This is a genomic window from Pantoea sp. X-Soil-TKNS-1207, assembly GCF_059730485.1.
On the sequence record NZ_AP035958.1, the window covers coordinates 721,699 to 738,699 of the forward strand.

The 17,001-nt window shown below is 55.7% G+C and carries 15 protein-coding genes and 1 other annotated feature; of the genes, 12 read left to right on the forward strand and 3 right to left on the reverse strand.

Annotated features, from left to right (window positions below):
* Positions 1 to 123: 123 nt before the first annotated feature.
* The 4 genes from thrL (at position 124) to thrC (ending at position 4,964) form a co-directional block, all read left to right on the forward strand.
* Positions 124 to 195 (forward strand): thr operon leader peptide, encoded by a 72-nt coding sequence (gene thrL, locus AC6I8V_RS03250; protein ID WP_128601299.1) that lies wholly within the window; start codon positions 124 to 126, stop codon positions 193 to 195.
* Positions 131 to 253 (forward strand) — a sequence feature (Thr leader region). (Overlaps the previous gene by 65 nt.)
* Positions 254 to 279: 26 nt before the next feature.
* Positions 280 to 2,742, forward strand: a complete 2,463-nt coding sequence (gene thrA, locus AC6I8V_RS03255) for a bifunctional aspartate kinase/homoserine dehydrogenase I (protein ID WP_497844495.1) — start codon at positions 280 to 282, stop codon at positions 2,740 to 2,742.
* Between the two features lie 2 nt (positions 2,743 to 2,744).
* Positions 2,745 to 3,674, forward strand: coding sequence for a homoserine kinase (thrB, locus tag AC6I8V_RS03260; RefSeq protein WP_497845753.1), 930 nt, complete (start codon positions 2,745 to 2,747; stop codon positions 3,672 to 3,674).
* 3 nt (positions 3,675 to 3,677) lie between these two features.
* A complete protein-coding gene (gene thrC / locus AC6I8V_RS03265; protein ID WP_497844496.1) occupies positions 3,678 to 4,964 on the forward strand; it encodes a threonine synthase in 1,287 nt (428 codons plus the stop codon).
* 69 nt (positions 4,965 to 5,033) lie between these two features.
* On the opposite strand, the gene yaaA is transcribed toward thrC, so the two are convergent.
* On the reverse strand, positions 5,034 to 5,810 hold the full coding sequence (yaaA, locus tag AC6I8V_RS03270; protein WP_497844497.1) for a peroxide stress protein YaaA: 777 nt from the start codon (positions 5,808 to 5,810) through the stop codon (positions 5,034 to 5,036).
* A 215-nt stretch (positions 5,811 to 6,025) separates the two neighbouring features.
* Between yaaA and tal the strand changes: the two genes are divergently transcribed.
* From tal to AC6I8V_RS03285, 3 genes are all read left to right on the forward strand, one after another.
* Complete coding sequence (gene tal / locus AC6I8V_RS03275; RefSeq protein WP_497844498.1) at positions 6,026 to 6,979, forward strand: transaldolase; 954 nt, start codon at positions 6,026 to 6,028, stop codon at positions 6,977 to 6,979.
* A 123-nt stretch (positions 6,980 to 7,102) separates the two neighbouring features.
* Complete coding sequence (gene mog / locus AC6I8V_RS03280; protein ID WP_497844499.1) at positions 7,103 to 7,690, forward strand: molybdopterin adenylyltransferase; 588 nt, start codon at positions 7,103 to 7,105, stop codon at positions 7,688 to 7,690.
* A gap of 112 nt (positions 7,691 to 7,802) precedes the next feature.
* A complete protein-coding gene (locus tag AC6I8V_RS03285) occupies positions 7,803 to 9,113 on the forward strand; it encodes an MFS transporter (protein WP_497844500.1) in 1,311 nt (436 codons plus the stop codon).
* Positions 9,114 to 9,149: 36 nt separating this feature from the next.
* On the opposite strand, the gene satP is transcribed toward AC6I8V_RS03285, so the two are convergent.
* On the reverse strand, positions 9,150 to 9,716 hold the full coding sequence (satP, locus tag AC6I8V_RS03290; protein WP_497844501.1) for an acetate uptake transporter: 567 nt from the start codon (positions 9,714 to 9,716) through the stop codon (positions 9,150 to 9,152).
* A 291-nt stretch (positions 9,717 to 10,007) separates the two neighbouring features.
* Here satP and dnaK point away from each other — a divergent pair, with 291 nt between their 5' ends.
* The 4 genes from dnaK to nhaR all read left to right on the forward strand — a co-directional run bounded on the left by dnaK (position 10,008) and on the right by nhaR (position 15,428).
* Positions 10,008 to 11,918, forward strand: coding sequence for a molecular chaperone DnaK (gene dnaK / locus AC6I8V_RS03295; RefSeq protein WP_497844502.1), 1,911 nt, complete (start codon positions 10,008 to 10,010; stop codon positions 11,916 to 11,918).
* A 100-nt stretch (positions 11,919 to 12,018) separates the two neighbouring features.
* Positions 12,019 to 13,161 carry a molecular chaperone DnaJ gene (dnaJ, locus tag AC6I8V_RS03300; protein WP_497844503.1) on the forward strand — a complete coding sequence of 381 codons (1,143 nt, stop codon included), beginning with the start codon at positions 12,019 to 12,021 and terminating at the stop codon, positions 13,159 to 13,161.
* Between the two features lie 143 nt (positions 13,162 to 13,304).
* On the forward strand, positions 13,305 to 14,507 hold the full coding sequence (gene nhaA, locus AC6I8V_RS03305; protein WP_497844504.1) for a Na+/H+ antiporter NhaA: 1,203 nt from the start codon (positions 13,305 to 13,307) through the stop codon (positions 14,505 to 14,507).
* Between the two features lie 21 nt (positions 14,508 to 14,528).
* A complete protein-coding gene (gene nhaR, locus AC6I8V_RS03310; protein ID WP_497844505.1) occupies positions 14,529 to 15,428 on the forward strand; it encodes a transcriptional activator NhaR in 900 nt (299 codons plus the stop codon).
* A 51-nt stretch (positions 15,429 to 15,479) separates the two neighbouring features.
* Here nhaR and rpsT read toward each other — a convergent pair whose 3' ends face one another.
* Positions 15,480 to 15,743 (reverse strand): 30S ribosomal protein S20, encoded by a 264-nt coding sequence (gene rpsT / locus AC6I8V_RS03315; protein WP_013507813.1) that lies wholly within the window; start codon positions 15,741 to 15,743, stop codon positions 15,480 to 15,482.
* A gap of 318 nt (positions 15,744 to 16,061) precedes the next feature.
* Here rpsT and ribF point away from each other — a divergent pair, with 318 nt between their 5' ends.
* Entirely contained in the window at positions 16,062 to 17,000 is a 939-nt protein-coding gene (gene ribF / locus AC6I8V_RS03320; protein ID WP_497844506.1) for a bifunctional riboflavin kinase/FAD synthetase, read from the forward strand.
* The last annotated feature ends 1 nt before the right edge of the window (position 17,001 follow it).

Sequence of the window (17,001 nt, forward strand, 5' to 3'; positions counted from 1 at the left end):
TGAAGCGCAGCAGTGCGCAGTGGTGAAAAAGTCGCCAGCAGGACAAATCCGTTGACTTAACGTGCGCTTTGCTTTACTTCTGGAAGGCAGACGGACAATCAAAGACAGACAGAAAAAATCTAAATGCGTAACCACAGCCTGAATACCACCATTATTATTACCACCACCATTACCACAGGTAACGGTGCGGGCTGACGCATACAGGAAAAACAAAAAAAGAAGCCCGCACCTAAACAGTGCGGGCTTTTTTTTCGGCATAAATTCAGGAGAGCTTTAACCATGCGAGTGCTGAAATTCGGCGGAACCTCGGTAGCCAATGCGGAACGTTTTCTCCGCGTGGCAGACATTCTGGAAAGCAATGCGCAACAGGGACAGGTCGCCACCGTACTCTCTGCGCCAGCGAAAATTACCAATCATCTGGTCGCGATGATTGAGAAAACCATTAGCGGGCAGGATGCTCTGCCGAATATCAGCGATGCCGAACGAATTTTTGCCGATCTGCTCCAGGGGCTGGCCGATGCGCAGCCTGGCTTCGATTACGAAGGGCTGAAAACCCGCGTCGATCTCGAATTCGCTCAGCTGAAACAGGTGCTGCACGGCATCAGCCTGCTGGGTCAGTGCCCGGATGCGGTCAATGCCGCCATCATCTGTCGCGGTGAAAAGCTGTCCATCGCCATTATGGAAGCGCTGTTGCAGGCGCGTGGTCACAAAGTCACGGTGATCGACCCGGTAGAGAAACTGCTGGCTATCGGCCATTACCTGGAATCTACCGTCGATATCGCCGAATCCACCCGCCGTATCGCCGCCAGCCAGATCCCGGCCGATCATATGATCCTGATGGCCGGTTTCACCGCCGGTAACGAACGGGGTGAGCTGGTGGTGCTGGGACGCAACGGCTCTGATTACTCAGCGGCGGTGCTGGCGGCGTGCTTACGTGCCGACTGCTGTGAAATCTGGACTGATGTTGATGGCGTCTACACCTGCGACCCGCGTCAGGTGCCGGATGCGCGCCTGCTGAAATCGATGTCCTACCAGGAAGCGATGGAGCTGTCGTACTTCGGTGCCAAAGTCCTGCACCCACGCACCATCGCCCCGATTGCCCAGTTCCAGATTCCCTGTCTGATCAAAAACACCGCCAACCCGCAGGCGCCGGGCACCTTAATCGGTGGCGAAGGCGATCATGATGAAAACCCGGTGAAAGGCATCACCAACCTGAACAACATGGCGATGTTCAACGTTTCGGGTCCGGGTATGAAAGGCATGGTCGGCATGGCCGCGCGCGTGTTTGCCGCGATGTCACGTACCGGCATTTCGGTGGTGTTGATCACCCAATCCTCTTCTGAATACAGCATCAGCTTCTGCGTACCGCAGAATGAACTGGCGCGTGCACGTCGTGTGCTGGAAGAGGAGTTCTATCTTGAGCTGAAAGATGGCCTGCTCGATCCGCTGGAAGTGATGGAGCAACTGGCGATCATTTCTGTGGTCGGCGACGGTATGCGCACGCTGCGCGGCATCTCGGCCAAATTCTTCTCAGCGCTGGCACGCGCCAACATCAATATCGTGGCGATTGCGCAAGGCTCGTCTGAGCGCTCCATCTCCGTGGTGGTCAGCAATGATGAAGTCACCACTGGCGTGCGCGTGGTGCACCAGATGCTGTTTGCCACCGACCAGGTGATTGAAGTGTTTGTGGTCGGCGTCGGCGGTGTCGGCGGCGCGCTGCTGGATCAGCTGTATCGTCAACAGGCCTGGCTGAAGCAGAAACATATCGACCTGCGCGTCTGCGGTATCGCCAATTCCCGTGCGCTGCTGACTAACGTACACGGTATCGATCTCAGCAACTGGAAAGCGGCGCTGGCGGAAGCCAAAGAGCCGTTCAATCTCGGCCGCCTGATACGTCTGGTGAAAGAGTACCATCTGCTGAACCCGGTGATTGTTGACTGTACTTCCAGCCAGGCGGTGGCCGATCAGTACGCCGACTTCCTTGCTGACGGTTTCCATGTGGTTACGCCGAACAAAAAGGCCAATACCTCGTCGTGGAATTATTACCAGCAGATGCGTGCGGCAGCGGCTAAATCGCGCCGTAAGTTCCTGTACGACACCAACGTCGGCGCGGGCTTGCCGGTGATCGAAAACCTGCAAAACCTGATGAACGCCGGTGATGAGTTGATTAAATTCTCCGGTATTCTGTCCGGCTCGCTGTCGTTTATTTTCGGCAAGCTGGATGAGGGGGTATCCCTGTCCGCAGCCACCACCATGGCGCGGGACATGGGCTTTACCGAACCGGACCCGCGTGACGATCTGTCCGGCACCGATGTGGCGCGTAAACTGCTGATTCTGGCGCGTGAAGCGGGCCATCAGCTGGAGCTGAGCGATATCGAGATCGAACCGCTGCTGCCTGCCAGCCTGACGGAGATTGCCGATGTTGAGCAGTTTATGCAGCGTTTGCCGGAGCTGGATAACGCCTTTGCGGCGCGCGTTGCCAAAGCGCGCGATGAAGGTAAAGTGTTACGCTTCGTCGGCGCCATCGAAGAGGGTGGTGTCTGCAAAGTAAAAATTGATGCGGTAGACAGTAATGATCCGCTGTTTAAAGTAAAAAATGGCGAAAACGCGCTGGCGTTCTACAGCCGTTATTATCAGCCGATCCCGCTGGTTCTGCGGGGATACGGCGCCGGGAATGATGTGACGGCAGCAGGCGTATTCGCCGATCTGCTGCGCACTCTGTCGTGGAAGTTGGGAGTTTGATGATGGTAAAAATTTATGCACCGGCCTCGATAGGTAACGTCAGCGTCGGCTTTGATGTGCTAGGCGCGGCGGTCTCGCCGGTGGATGGCACCCTGCTGGGTGATTGTGTGTCGGTCGTAGCGGCCGACAGCTTTAGCCTGGTGAATGAAGGGCGCTTCGTCAGCAAACTGCCAGCTAATCCGCAGGACAACATTGTTTATCAGTGCTGGCAGCGTTTTTGTGAAGCCATTGGGAAAGAGATCCCGGTGGCGATGACGCTGGAAAAAAACATGCCGATCGGTTCCGGCCTCGGTTCCAGCGCCTGTTCGGTGGTGGCGGGCCTGATGGCGATGAACGAATTCTGCGGCAAGCCGCTGAGTGATACCGCGTTGCTGGCGCTGATGGGCGAGCTGGAAGGGCGTATCTCCGGCAGCGTGCATTACGACAACGTGGCACCCTGCTTCCTCGGTGGCGTGCAGCTGATGATTGAAGAGAATGGCATTATCAGCCAGTCTGTGCCGTCGTTTGATGAGTGGCTGTGGGTGATGGCCTATCCGGGCATTAAAGTCTCCACCGCGGAAGCGCGCGCCATTCTGCCCGCGCAGTATCGTAAGCAGGACATCATCAAGCATGGTCGTCTGCTGGGCGGCTTTATTCACGCCTGCCACACCCGTCAGCCGGAGCTGGCGGCTAAACTGATGCAGGACGTGGTGGCCGAGCCGTATCGCACCAAACTGCTGCCGGGCTTTGCCGAGGCGCGCAAAGCGGCGGCCGATATCGGTGCGCTGGCCTGCGGTATTTCGGGTTCCGGCCCGACACTTTTCGCTGTTTGCAACGAGATGGCAACGGCACAGCGGATGGCGGACTGGCTGAGCCAGCACTATCTGCAAAATGAAGAAGGTTTCGTCCATATCTGCCGTCTTGATACGGCTGGCGCACGTAAATTGGGATAACGCATGAAACTCTACAACCTTAAGGATCATAACGAGCAGGTGAGCTTCGCTCAGGCGGTGAAGCAGGGCCTCGGCTCACAGCAGGGGCTGTTTTTCCCGCTTGAACTGCCGGAATTTGAACTGACCGACATCGATGCGATGCTGGAGATGGATTTTGTCAGCCGCAGCAGCAAAATCCTCTCGGCGTATATCGGTGATGAAATCGCCGCTCATCAGCTGGCCGAACGCGTCAAAGCGGCATTTGCGTTCCCGGCTCCGGTCGCCACCGTGACTGACGATGTGGCCTGTCTGGAGCTGTTCCACGGCCCGACGCTGGCGTTTAAAGACTTCGGCGGCCGCTTTATGGCGCAGATGCTCTCCTATGTCAGCGGTGCGGATGAGAAAATCACCATCCTGACCGCCACATCCGGCGATACCGGCGCCGCCGTGGCCCATGCGTTTTACGGCATGGAAAACGTCCGCGTGGTGATCCTCTATCCGCAGGGCAAAATCAGCCCGTTGCAGGAAAAGCTGTTCTGTACCCTGGGCGGCAACATTGAAACCATCGCTATCGACGGCGATTTCGATGCCTGTCAGGCGCTGGTGAAGCAGGCGTTTGATGATGAAGAACTGAAAAAGGCGATTGGCCTCAACTCCGCCAACTCCATCAACATCAGCCGTCTGCTGGCGCAGATTTGCTACTACTTTGAAGCCGTGGCGCAGCTGCCGCAGGAAAAACGCAATCAGCTGGTGGTGTCGGTGCCAAGCGGCAACTTTGGCGATCTGACCGCAGGCCTGCTGGCGAAATCGCTCGGCCTGCCGATCAAACGCTTTATCGCGGCGACCAACGCCAACGATACCGTACCGCGTTTCCTCGCCAACGGTGAATGGCAGCCACACGCCACGGTAGCGACGCTGTCGAATGCCATGGATGTGAGCCAGCCGAACAACTGGCCGCGCGTGGAAGAGTTGTTCCGCCGCAAAACCTGGCGTCTGACCGATCTGGCCTACGGCGCGGTAACGGATGAAACCACCAAAGCCACCATGCGTGAGCTGGCGGACATCGGCTATATTTCGGAGCCGCACGCGGCGATTGCTTATCGTGAACTGCGTGATCAATTGCAGGATGGCGAATACGGCCTGTTCCTCGGCACCGCGCATCCGGCGAAGTTTAAGGAGAGCGTGGAAGCGATTCTGGGTCAGCAATTGCCGCTGCCGGCTGAACTGGCTGAGCGCGCTGAGCTGCCGCTGTTATCGCATGATATGCAGGCGGATTTCGCCGCGCTGCGTGCGTTTTTGCTGAAGAAATAAACCGTTATAACCAGGTCGGGATAAATCCCGACCCTACGACCGCAGGGTGCGCATTTATGCGCACCTGGATTATTTCAGCTCGTGACGTTTAAACACCAGCTCGTTGTCGCTGCTCTCTCCCGCCGCAAAAAAATACCCATCAACATCGAATTTCTTCAACTGCTCGGGTTTGCTCAGGCGGTGCTGAATCACATAACGGCTCATCAGGCCACGCGCTTTCTTGGCGTAGAAGCTGATCACCTTGAATTTGCCGTTTTTCTCGTCGAGGAACACCGGTTTGATCAGACGTCCCGCCAGCTTCTTCGGTTTGATGGCTTTGAAATATTCGTCCGACGCGAGGTTAATCAGCACGTCGTCGCCTTGCTCGGCCAGCGCCGCGTTCAGCTTTTCAGTCAGCAGATCGCCCCAGAAGCCATAGAGATCTTTAGCGGCCGGGTTGGCCAGTTTGATCCCCATCTCCAGGCGATATGGCTGCATCAGATCCAGCGGACGCAGCAGGCCATACAAACCCGATAGCATACGCAGATGCTGCTGCGCGAAGGCGAAATCCTTCTCGCTAAAGGTTTCCGCCTGCAAACCGGTATACACATCGCCTTTAAACGCCAGAATCGCCTGACGCGCATTCTCCAGCGAGAAGGGCGGCTGCCAGTCGTTAAAACGGTCGGCATTGAGGTGCGCCAGTTTGTCGCTGATGCCCATCAGCGAAGCGATTTGCGCCGGTGACAGATCGCGTGCCACATCAATCAGCTGTTGTGACTTTTCTAACAGCGCTGGTTGGGTAAATTTTTGCGTCGCCAGCGGGCTTTCAAAATCCAGTGTCTTGGCTGGTGAGATGACCATCAGCATCGTTTCGTCCTCGGTTGACCCGCAGGTTTATCAGGGTATTAACGGAAAATTTGTCACGGCGAGTGTAGCAAAAAAGCTGCACGGATCGGCAAATCGCTCCCATTTGTTGGCGCTATCGTAAAGGGCACGTCACGACCTTGCGCCTGGGTTGCTGCGTGATATTATCGCAACAGCCTTTTTACACCCTGACAGTCAACCTAAGAGAAAAGAGAACCATGACGGACAAACTTACTTCCTTGCGTCAGCTGACTACCGTGGTCGCCGACACCGGTGATATCGCGGCGATGAAACTTTACCAGCCGCAGGATGCGACCACGAACCCCTCTTTGATCCTCAACGCCGCTCAAATTCCTGAATACCGCAAACTGATTGACGAAGCCATTAGCTGGGCGCGTCAGCAGAGCAGCAACAAAGAAGATCAGCTGCAGCTGGTTTCTGACAAGCTGGCCGTCAACATTGGTCTGGAAATTCTTAAACTGATCCCGGGTCGTATTTCGACTGAAGTGGATGCGCGCCTGTCTTACGACACCGAAGCGAGCATCGCCAAAGCCCGTAGCCTGATCAAACTGTATAACGATGCGGGCATCAGCAACGATCGTATCCTGATCAAACTGGCTTCAACCTGGCAGGGTATCCGCGCGGCGGAGCAGCTGGAAAAAGAAGGCATCAACTGTAACCTGACCCTGCTGTTCTCCTTCGCCCAGGCGCGTGCCTGTGCTGAAGCGGGCGTGTTCCTGATCTCTCCGTTCGTTGGCCGTATCCTCGACTGGTACAAAGCCAACACCGATAAGAAAGAGTACGCAGCGCACGAAGATCCGGGCGTGGTTTCTGTTTCTGAGATCTACGATTACTACAAACAGCACGGTTACGAAACCGTGGTGATGGGCGCCAGCTTCCGTAACGTTGGTGAAATCATCGAGCTGGCGGGCTGCGACCGTCTGACCATCTCCCCGAACCTGCTGAAAGAGCTGGCGGAGAGCGAAGGGTCTGTTGAGCGTAAACTGAGCTACAAAGGCGAAGTGAAAGCGCGTCCGGCAAAAATGACCGAATCTGAGTTCCTGTGGCAGCACAACCAGGACCCGATGGCGGTGACCAAACTGGCTGAAGGCATCCGTAACTTTGCCATCGACCAGGGCAAACTTGAGAAGATGATTGCCGAACTGCTGTAAGTGATTGCACCGTGGCGGCGCCGTCCGCCACGGTTTTAGCTTTTCTCTCCGTTTAGCTTTGTATTATCCTTCTTTGTATTCCCCTTCATGCGCCGCGTTGCGGTCAACCACAGCGATAACTCTATGGATACTTTACGTATTGGATTAATTTCTGTTTCCGATCGCGCTGCGAACGGCATCTATCAGGATCAGGGCATCCCGGCACTGGAAAGCTGGCTGAGCAGCGCGCTGACCACGCCGTTTGAAATCGAAACCCGTCTGGTGCCAGACGAGCAACCCATGATCGAGCAGGCCATCTGTGAACTGGTGGATGAGCGCTTCTGCCATCTGGTGCTGACCACCGGCGGCACCGGTCCGGCACGGCGTGATGTGACGCCCGATGCCACACTGGCAGTGGCTGACCGCGAAATGCCGGGTTTTGGTGAGCAGATGCGCCAGATCAGCCTGCAATTTGTGCCAACGGCGATTCTGTCGCGTCAGGTCGGGGTGATCCGTAAACAATCGTTGATCCTGAATCTGCCCGGCCAGCCGAAATCGATCAAAGAGACGCTGGAAGGATTGAAAGGCGACGACGGGGCGACGAAAGTGCCAGGCATCTTTGCAGCTGTACCGTATTGTTTACAACTGCTGGACGGGCCATATGTGGAGACCGATCCGCTTGTCGTAGCAGCATTTCGCCCAAAAAGCGCGAGGCGTGAGACAAACGTCTGAATATCGCCGTTTTCAGGGATAAAATTCAGTCCGGCTGGTGTGGCAAAATATTGACGGTATAGTAAGCCTTACTTTACAACAAGACCGTTTTGCCTCTGGATACCGGTACGTTATGGATTCGCACACGACTCGTCGACTCAACCGACAGGATTATAAAACCCTGTCGCTGGCGGCCCTTGGCGGGGCGCTGGAATTTTACGATTTCATCATCTTTGTCTTCTTCGCTGCGGTGATTGGCGAACTCTTCTTCCCGGCCGATATGCCGGAATGGCTGCGTCAGGTGCAGACTTTTGCCATCTTTGCCGCCGGTTATCTGGCGCGTCCGCTGGGCGGCATCGTGATGGCGCACTTTGGCGACAAAGTGGGGCGCAAGAAGATGTTCAGCCTGAGCATTCTGCTGATGGCGCTGCCAACGCTGGCGATGGGCGCGTTACCGACCTACGACAGCATTGGTATTGCGGCACCGCTGCTGATGTTGCTGCTGCGCGTGTTGCAGGGGGCGGCGATCGGTGGCGAAGTGCCTGGCGCCTGGGTATTTGTTGCCGAACATGTGCCTTCAGGTCGCGTGGGTTTTGCCTGTGGCACCCTAACTGCGGGCTTAACCGCCGGCATTCTGCTTGGATCGCTGGTGGCGACCATCATCAATACCTCGCTGACGCCGGCGGCGATTGCCGATCACGGCTGGCGCATTCCGTTCTTCCTCGGCGGCGTGTTTGGCCTGCTGGCGATGTATCTGCGCCGCTGGCTGCATGAAACGCCGGTGTTCCGGCAGATGCAGCAGCGCAAAGCGCTGGCGGATAAGCTGCCGCTGCAAACCATTCTGACGCAGCATAAACGCAGTATCGTGATTTCGATGCTGCTGACCTGGCTGCTCTCCGCCTGCATCGTGGTGGTGATTTTGATGGCCCCGACGCTGATGCAAAAACAACACGCGATTCCGGCGGCGCTCAGCCTGCAAGCCAACAGTTTTGCCACCGTGATGCTGCTGTTTGGCTGCGTCATCGCGGGCTGGCTGGTGGACCGCTTCGGCGCGGCACGCACGCTGGTGGTGGGATCGCTGCTGCTGGCTATTTGCAGCTGGAACTTTTTCCATCAGTTGGGAAATGCGCCTGAGATGCTGTTTGTCTGGTATGGCGTGGCGGGATTGAGTGTTGGCGTGGTGGGGGTGGTGCCGTTTGTGATGGTGCGTGCCTTCCCGGCCGCGGTGCGTTTCACCGGAATTTCCTTCTCCTACAATCTTGCCTACGCCATCTTTGGCGGTCTGACGCCAATCAGCGTCACGCTGATGATGCGCCTGACGCCGATGGCACCGGCATGGTATGTCCTGGCGCTGGCGGGCATCGGCCTGGTGGTGGGCATCTGGCTGTTGCGTGATAATCGCCAGCAAAGCGTGCAACCTGATACACCGCTTCACACCTTATAAACGTTAACGCGGAGCCGACAGGCTCCGCGCTGCTATTCAGCGTGGCTGACCAATTGGCAGCACCGTCCGGCCCCATTGCTCATTCAGCACTTCTCCCATCGCCAGATAGATCGCGCTGGCACCACATATCAGACCAACCCAACCCGCAATGCGTATCAGCAGGGCGTTATCCAGCAGATGTCCCACCGCCAGCAAGGCAAACAGCAGCGTCAGGCTGGCAAACACACATTGCAGCATGGTTGGCCCGGTGAGGGTGCCAAAGAACAGGAATAGCGTAAACACGCCCCATAAACCGAGGTATGCGCCAAGCAAATGCGTGTCGGCGGCCTCTGCCAGCCCCATTTTCGGCAGCAGCAGAATCGCGACCAGCGTCAGCCAGAAGCTGCCATAGGAAGTAAAGGCGGTCAGGCCAAAGGTATTACCTTTCTTAAATTCCAGCAGACCGGCAAAGATTTGCGCGATACCGCCATAAAAGATGCCCATGGCCAAAATGGTGATGTCCATCGGGAAGATGCCGGAGTTGTGCAAATTGAGCAGAATGGTGGTCATGCCGAAGCCCATTAAGCCCAGCGGTGCGGGATTCGCAAGGGTGGTGTTGTGCATAATTCCTCAGAGGTGATTTTTGCTATCTGGTTGTTGTTTTTGCCCGTCATCCTGACGGGGCGCTGCATAATAATCAGCCGCCAGAAAGCCAGCTTTGATCTGAGTGGGGTGAGATAATTAAATTTTTTTTGTTTTAACCCTTGATGCGCTTCGAAGCGGCCCCATTTAGTTGTCATCGAGAGTTGTGAGGCAGGAAAAAAAGCCTGCTCAGGCAGTTGAAAGCGACAAGATTTGTCCGCATCTCTGCTTCACAACCCAATTTGGCAAAGAATTTAAGTGGGAGACGTTTAGATGGGTAAGATTATTGGTATTGACCTGGGTACAACCAACTCTTGTGTTGCGATTATGGACGGCACTAAAGCACGCGTGCTGGAAAATGCCGAAGGCGATCGTACCACGCCTTCAATTATTGCTTATACACAGGATGGCGAAACTCTGGTCGGTCAACCGGCTAAACGTCAGGCTGTGACTAACCCGCAGAACACCCTGTTCGCGATTAAACGCCTGATTGGCCGTCGTTTTCAGGACGAAGAAGTGCAGCGTGATATCAAAATCATGCCGTACAAAATCACCCAGGCTGACAACGGTGATGCATGGCTGGAAGTAAAAGGCCAGAAAATGGCTCCGCCGCAGATCTCTGCCGAAGTGCTGAAAAAAATGAAGAAAACCGCTGAAGACTTCCTCGGCGAGCCGGTGACTGAAGCGGTTATTACCGTACCGGCGTACTTCAACGATGCACAGCGTCAGGCGACCAAAGATGCGGGCCGTATCGCAGGTCTGGAAGTGAAACGTATTATCAACGAACCGACGGCTGCGGCGCTGGCTTACGGCCTCGACAAAGGCCAGGGCAACCGTACCATCGCGGTTTATGACCTGGGCGGCGGTACTTTTGATATCTCCATCATCGAAATCGATGAAGTTGATGGCGAAAAAACCTTTGAAGTGCTGGCAACTAACGGTGATACCCACCTCGGTGGTGAAGACTTCGATAGCCGTCTGATCAACTACCTCGTTGCCGAGTTCAAGAAAGATCAGGGCATCGATCTGCACAACGATCCGCTGGCGATGCAGCGTCTGAAAGAAGCAGCAGAGAAAGCGAAAATCGAACTCTCTTCTGCACAGCAGACTGACGTGAACCTGCCGTACATCACTGCGGATGCGACAGGCCCGAAACACCTGAACATTAAAGTGACCCGTGCGAAACTGGAATCACTGGTTGAAGACCTGGTTGCGCGTTCTATCGAGCCGCTGAAAGTGGCACTGCAGGATGCTGGTCTGTCTGTATCAGACATCAACGACGTCATTCTGGTGGGTGGTCAGACGCGTATGCCGCTGGTGCAGGCCAAAGTAACTGAGTTCTTTGGTAAAGAACCGCGTAAAGACGTGAACCCGGATGAAGCGGTTGCCGTTGGTGCGGCAGTGCAGGGTGGCGTACTGGGTGGCGAAGTGAAAGACGTGCTGCTGCTGGACGTTACGCCGCTGTCGCTGGGTATCGAAACCATGGGTAGCGTGATGACTTCGCTGATCAGCAAGAACACCACCATCCCGACCAAACACAGCCAGGTGTTCTCGACCGCTGAAGACAACCAGTCTGCCGTGACCATTCATGTGCTGCAGGGTGAGCGTAAACGTGCCAGTGACAACAAATCACTGGGTCAGTTTAACCTCGACGGTATCCAGGCTGCACCGCGCGGTATGCCGCAGATTGAAGTCACCTTCGACATCGATGCGGATGGTATCCTGCATGTGTCAGCGAAGGACAAAAACAGCGGTAAAGAGCAGAAAATCACCATTAAAGCCTCTTCTGGTCTGAACGAAGAAGAGATCGAAAAAATGGTACGTGATGCTGAAGCGAATGCTGAGTCTGACCGTAAGTTCGAAGAACTGGTGCAGACGCGTAACCAGGGTGACCAGATTGCGCATAGCACCCGTAAGCAGCTGGACGAAGCCGGTGACAAGCTGTCTGCCGATGACAAAGCACCGATCGAAGCTGCGCTGAACGATCTGAACACCGCGCTGAAAGGCGAAGACAAAGCCGACATCGAAGCGAAGATGCAGGCGCTGATGCAGGTTTCCAGCAAACTGATGGAAATGGCACAGCAGCAGGGTCAGGCGGGCGCAGCAGACGCTGGCGACGCTTCCGCGAAGAAAGATGACGACGTTGTCGACGCTGAATTCGAAGAAGTTAAAGATAAAAAATAATTGCCCCTGACCGGGCGCGACGGCTGGCCTGACAGCCGTTGAAACCAGCACGGGCGTCGGAGATCTCTCCACGCCCGTGCGATCATGTTAAGGGCAGAAAATGGCGAAGAGTGATTTATACGAGATCTTAGGCGTCTCTAAATCAGCAGATGAACGCGAAATCAAAAAGGCTTATAAGCGCCTGGCGATGAAGTATCACCCGGACCGCAACCCTGGTGATAAAGAAGCCGAAGCAAAATTTAAAGAGGTCAAGGAAGCCTACGAAATTCTGACCGATGCGCAGAAGCGTGCGGCCTACGATCAATACGGTCATGCGGCGTTTGAACAGGGCGGCATGGGCGGCGGTGGATTTGGCGGTGGTGGCTTCGGCGGCGGTGCCGACTTCAGCGATATCTTTGGCGACGTATTTGGCGATATTTTTGGTGGTGGTCGCCGTCAGCGCGCTGCCCGCGGCGCCGATTTACGCTACAACATGGAGCTGACGCTGGAAGAAGCGGTACGCGGCGTGACCAAAGAGATCCGCATTCCAACCCTGGAAGAGTGTGATGTCTGCCACGGCAGCGGCGCGAAAGCGGGTACCCAACCGCAAACCTGTCCGACCTGTCATGGTGCCGGTCAGGTGCAGATGCGTCAGGGCTTCTTTACCGTGCAGCAGGCGTGTCCGACCTGTCATGGTCGTGGTTCGGTGATTAAAGATCCGTGCAACGCCTGTCATGGTCACGGCCGTGTTGAGCGTTCGAAAACCCTGTCGGTGAAAATCCCGGCGGGTGTGGATACCGGCGACCGTATCCGTCTGAGCGGTGAAGGCGAAGCGGGTGAGCATGGCGCACCGGCTGGCGATCTCTACGTTCAGGTATCGGTGAAAAAACACCCGATCTTCGAACGTGAAGATAACAATCTGTACTGCGAAGTGCCGATTAACTTTGCGATGGCAGCGCTGGGCGGCGAGATTGAAGTGCCAACCCTTGATGGCCGTGTGAAGCTAAAAGTGCCGTCAGAAACCCAGACCGGCAAGCTGTTCCGTATGCGTGGTAAGGGTGTGAAATCGGTGCGCGGCGGTGCGGTCGGTGACCTGCTGTGCCGCGTGGTGGTTGAAACGCCGGTTAGCCTGAATGACAAACAGAAAGCGCTGCTGCGCGAACTGGAAGAGAGTTTTGGTGGCCCGACCGGTGAGAAAAACAGCCCGCGTTCGAAGAGTTTCTTCGACGGCGTGAAGAAGTTTTTCGATGATTTAACCCGCTAAGTCCGACATCCTCTCTGAAGCCAGCGCAACGTCGCTGGCTTTTTTTTGCCTGGCCGCGGGGAATTGCTCGGTTTTTACGAGTCTAATCTCATAAATAATCTGTTTTTTTCGAGCTAATATTGTCGTTAAGCTAACCCCTTTTCATGATTCGCTGTGCGAAAAGGAACCTGGACGTGAATATCAGACTGAAAAAAATCCTTCATAGCGACGCCACCAGCGGCGTCGTTCTTATTCTTGCTGCGGCAGTTGCCATGCTGCTGGCTAACAACCTCAGCACCCAGCAAGGCTATCTCGACCTGCTCAATATCCCGGTGGAATTCCGCTTCGGGGCGCTGGATATCAGCAAGAACCTGCTGCTGTGGATCAACGATGCGTTGATGGCGGTGTTCTTCCTGATGATTGGCCTGGAAGTGAAACGTGAGCTGGTGATGGGCGCGCTGGCGCGGCGCGAGCAGGCGATTTTCCCGCTGATTGCCGCCATCGGCGGCATGGTGGTGCCCGGCTTGTTGTTTCTGCTGTTTAATGCCGGCGACGCGGCGACGCGCAGCGGCTGGGCCATCCCGACCGCTACCGACATTGCGTTCGCGCTGGGTATTCTGGCGCTGCTGGGTAGCCGTGTGCCGCCTGCGCTGAAGATCTTTCTGATGGCACTGGCGATCATCGACGATCTCGGCGCTATCGTGATTATCGCGCTGTTCTATACCAGCGATCTTTCGCTGCTGTCGCTTGGCGTAGCCGCTGGCGCGATCGTGGTGCTGGGCATCATGAACCTGCTGAATGTGCGCAACACTGGCTTGTATCTGCTGGTGGGGATGGTGCTGTGGACGGCGGTGTTGAAATCGGGCGTACACGCCACGCTGGCAGGTGTCGTCGTCGGTTTCCTGATCCCGCTGGAGAAGAAGCACGGCCACTCTCCCGCTATTCACCTGGAACACGCGCTGCATCCGTGGGTACGCTGGCTGATTCTGCCGCTGTTTGCTTTTGCCAATGCCGGTGTCTCGCTGGCTGGCGTAACGCCGGGCAGCCTGTTTTCGCTGCTGCCACTCGGCATTATGGTCGGGTTGTTTGTTGGTAAACCGCTGGGCATCACCCTGTTTTGCTGGCTGGGGGTGAAGACCGGGCTGGCAAAATTGCCGCAAAACACCTCGTTACGCGATATTTCGGCGGTCGGCGTGTTGTGCGGTATTGGTTTTACCATGTCGATCTTTATCGCCTCGCTGGCGTATGGCGATGTCGATCCGCAGCTGATTACGCTGGCGAAGCTGGGCATTCTGCTTGGCTCAATTATTTCGGCGGTGGTGGGCTATCTGCTGCTATGGCGACGCCTGCCACGTCAGACGGCCTGAACCAACTCAGGGAGAGCGCGGATGTCGCATATCAATTACAACCATCTGTATTACTTCTGGCATGTGTGTCGTGAGGGATCGATAGTCGGTGCGGCGGAGGCGTTGTTCCTCGCGCCGCAAACCATCACCGGACAGATTAAGGCGCTGGAAGAGCGACTCCAGGGCAAGCTGTTTCGCCGTCAGGGGCGCGGGCTGGTGCCGACGGAGCTGGGGCAGCTGGTGTTTCGTTACGCCGATCGCATGTTTATGCTCAGCCAGGAGATGCTCGACATCGTCAACTATCGCAAAGAGTCACATCTGTTGTTTGATGTCGGCATTGCGGATGCGCTCTCCAAACAGCTGGTCAGTAAGGTGCTGGAAACGGCGGTAGTCGCGGAGGAGAAGATCCATCTGCGCTGTTTTGAGTCGACGCATGAGATGCTGCTGGAGCAGCTTAGCCAGCACAAGCTGGATATGATCGTCTCTGACTGCCCCATCGACTCCACGCAGCAGGAGGGGCTGTTCTCCATCAAGCTGGGCGAGTGTCCGGTGAGTTTCTGGTGCAGCGCGCCGTGGCCGGAGCAGCCTTTCCCGCAATGTCTTGAGCATCGTCGATTACTGATTCCGGGACGGCGTTCGATGCTGGGGCGTAAGCTGCTGAACTGGATGCACGGGCAGGGATTACAGGTGGAGATTCTCGGCGAGTTTGATGATGCGGCGCTGATGAAGGCATTCGGCGCGCAGCATAATGCGATTTTTGTCGCACCAACGTTCTACGGTGAAGCGATTTACCGTGACGATACCATTCGGGAAATTGGCCGACTGGACACGGTGATGGAGGAGTACCACGTAATTTTTGCCGAACGAATGATTCAGCATCCGGCGGTGCAGCGTATCTGCCACGGCGACTTCAGGGCGTTGTTCAGTGAATTGCAGGCATAAAAAAACCGGCTAAGCGCCGGTTCTTTCACAAAGCGATTAACAGACGGGCGATTAAGCCAGTTTGTTGATCTGTGCAGTCAGGTTTGCTTTATGACGTGCAGCTTTGTTTTTGTGGATCAGACCTTTAGCAGCCTGACGGTCCACGATCGGTTGCATTTCGTTGAATGCGTTCTGCGCAGCAGCTTTGTCGCCTGTTGCGATAGCCGCGTATACTTTCTTGATGAAAGTACGCATCATAGAACGGTTGCTCGCGTTATGCTTGCGACGTTTCTCAGATGTTACGGCGCGTTTCTTAGCTGATTTGATATTAGCCAAGGTCCAACTCCCAAATGTGTTCTATATGGACAAATCAAAGGCCGAGGACTATGCCTTTTGCGCCTTCTTTTGTCAATGGATTTGTGCAAATAAGCGTCGTTTTACAAACAACACCCGGTTACGTAATTGATGGCGCAAGATTCTACCAGCAACACCGCGCTGAATACAGTATTTCGCAACAAAATTCTTCCAGTCTCTGCTAAGCCCCTGCCTGCACGCGGAATATGCGGTGACAGAAGCAGGAAAGGCACGCAGACGGGTTAACCTGAACGCTATTCAAGGGTATAATCCGCCGATTTCCACCGGTTTGAGTCAGCCATGAAGTTTATCCGCGGTATTTATAATCTCAATGAGCAGCATCGCGGCTGCGTCCTGACCATTGGTAATTTTGACGGTTTCCATCGTGGCCATCAGGCCCTGATGGCGGAGCTGATCGAAGAGGGACGTAAGCGCCAGTTACCGGTGATAGTGATGCTGTTCGAACCGCAGCCGCTGGAGTTGTTTGCGGGCGATAAAGCCCCGGCACGCCTGACGCGTCTGCGTGAAAAACTGAAGTATCTTAAGCAGGCTGGCGTGGATGCGGTGCTGTGCGTGCGCTTCGATCGCCGCTTCGCCGCCCGTTCGGCGCAGAGCTTCATCACTGAACTGCTGGTGGAGCAACTGAACGTCAAATTCCTTGCCGTGGGGGATGATTTCCGCTTTGGCGCTGGTCGCCAGGGGGATTTCCTGTTATTACAGAAAGCCGGTGCGGAGTATGGCTTTGATGTCATCAGCACCCAGACTTTTTGTGATGATGGCAAACGCATCAGCAGTACCGCGGTGCGGCAGGCGCTGGCGCAGGATGATTTTGACCAGGCGCAGGCGTTGCTGGGCCATCCCTTCAGCATTTCTGGCCGCGTGGTGCACGGTGATGCACTGGGGCGCACCATCGGTTTTCCCACCGCGAACCTCCCTTTACGCCGTACGGTAACGCCGGTGAAAGGCGTGTTTGCGGTTGAAGTTTTGGGCCTGGGTGAGCAGCCGGTGCCGGGCGTAGCCAACATTGGCACGCGTCCGACGGTAAAAGGTCTGCGTCAGCAGCTTGAAGTTCACCTGCTCGACACAAATATGAATCTCTATGGGCGCCACATTGAAGTGGTGCTGAAGCATAAGATTCGCAGCGAACAGCGTTTCGCCTCGCTGGACGCCCTGAAAGAACAAATAGCGAAAGATGTGGTGACGGCCCGACAATTTTTTGGGCTAAAAACACCGGTTTAAT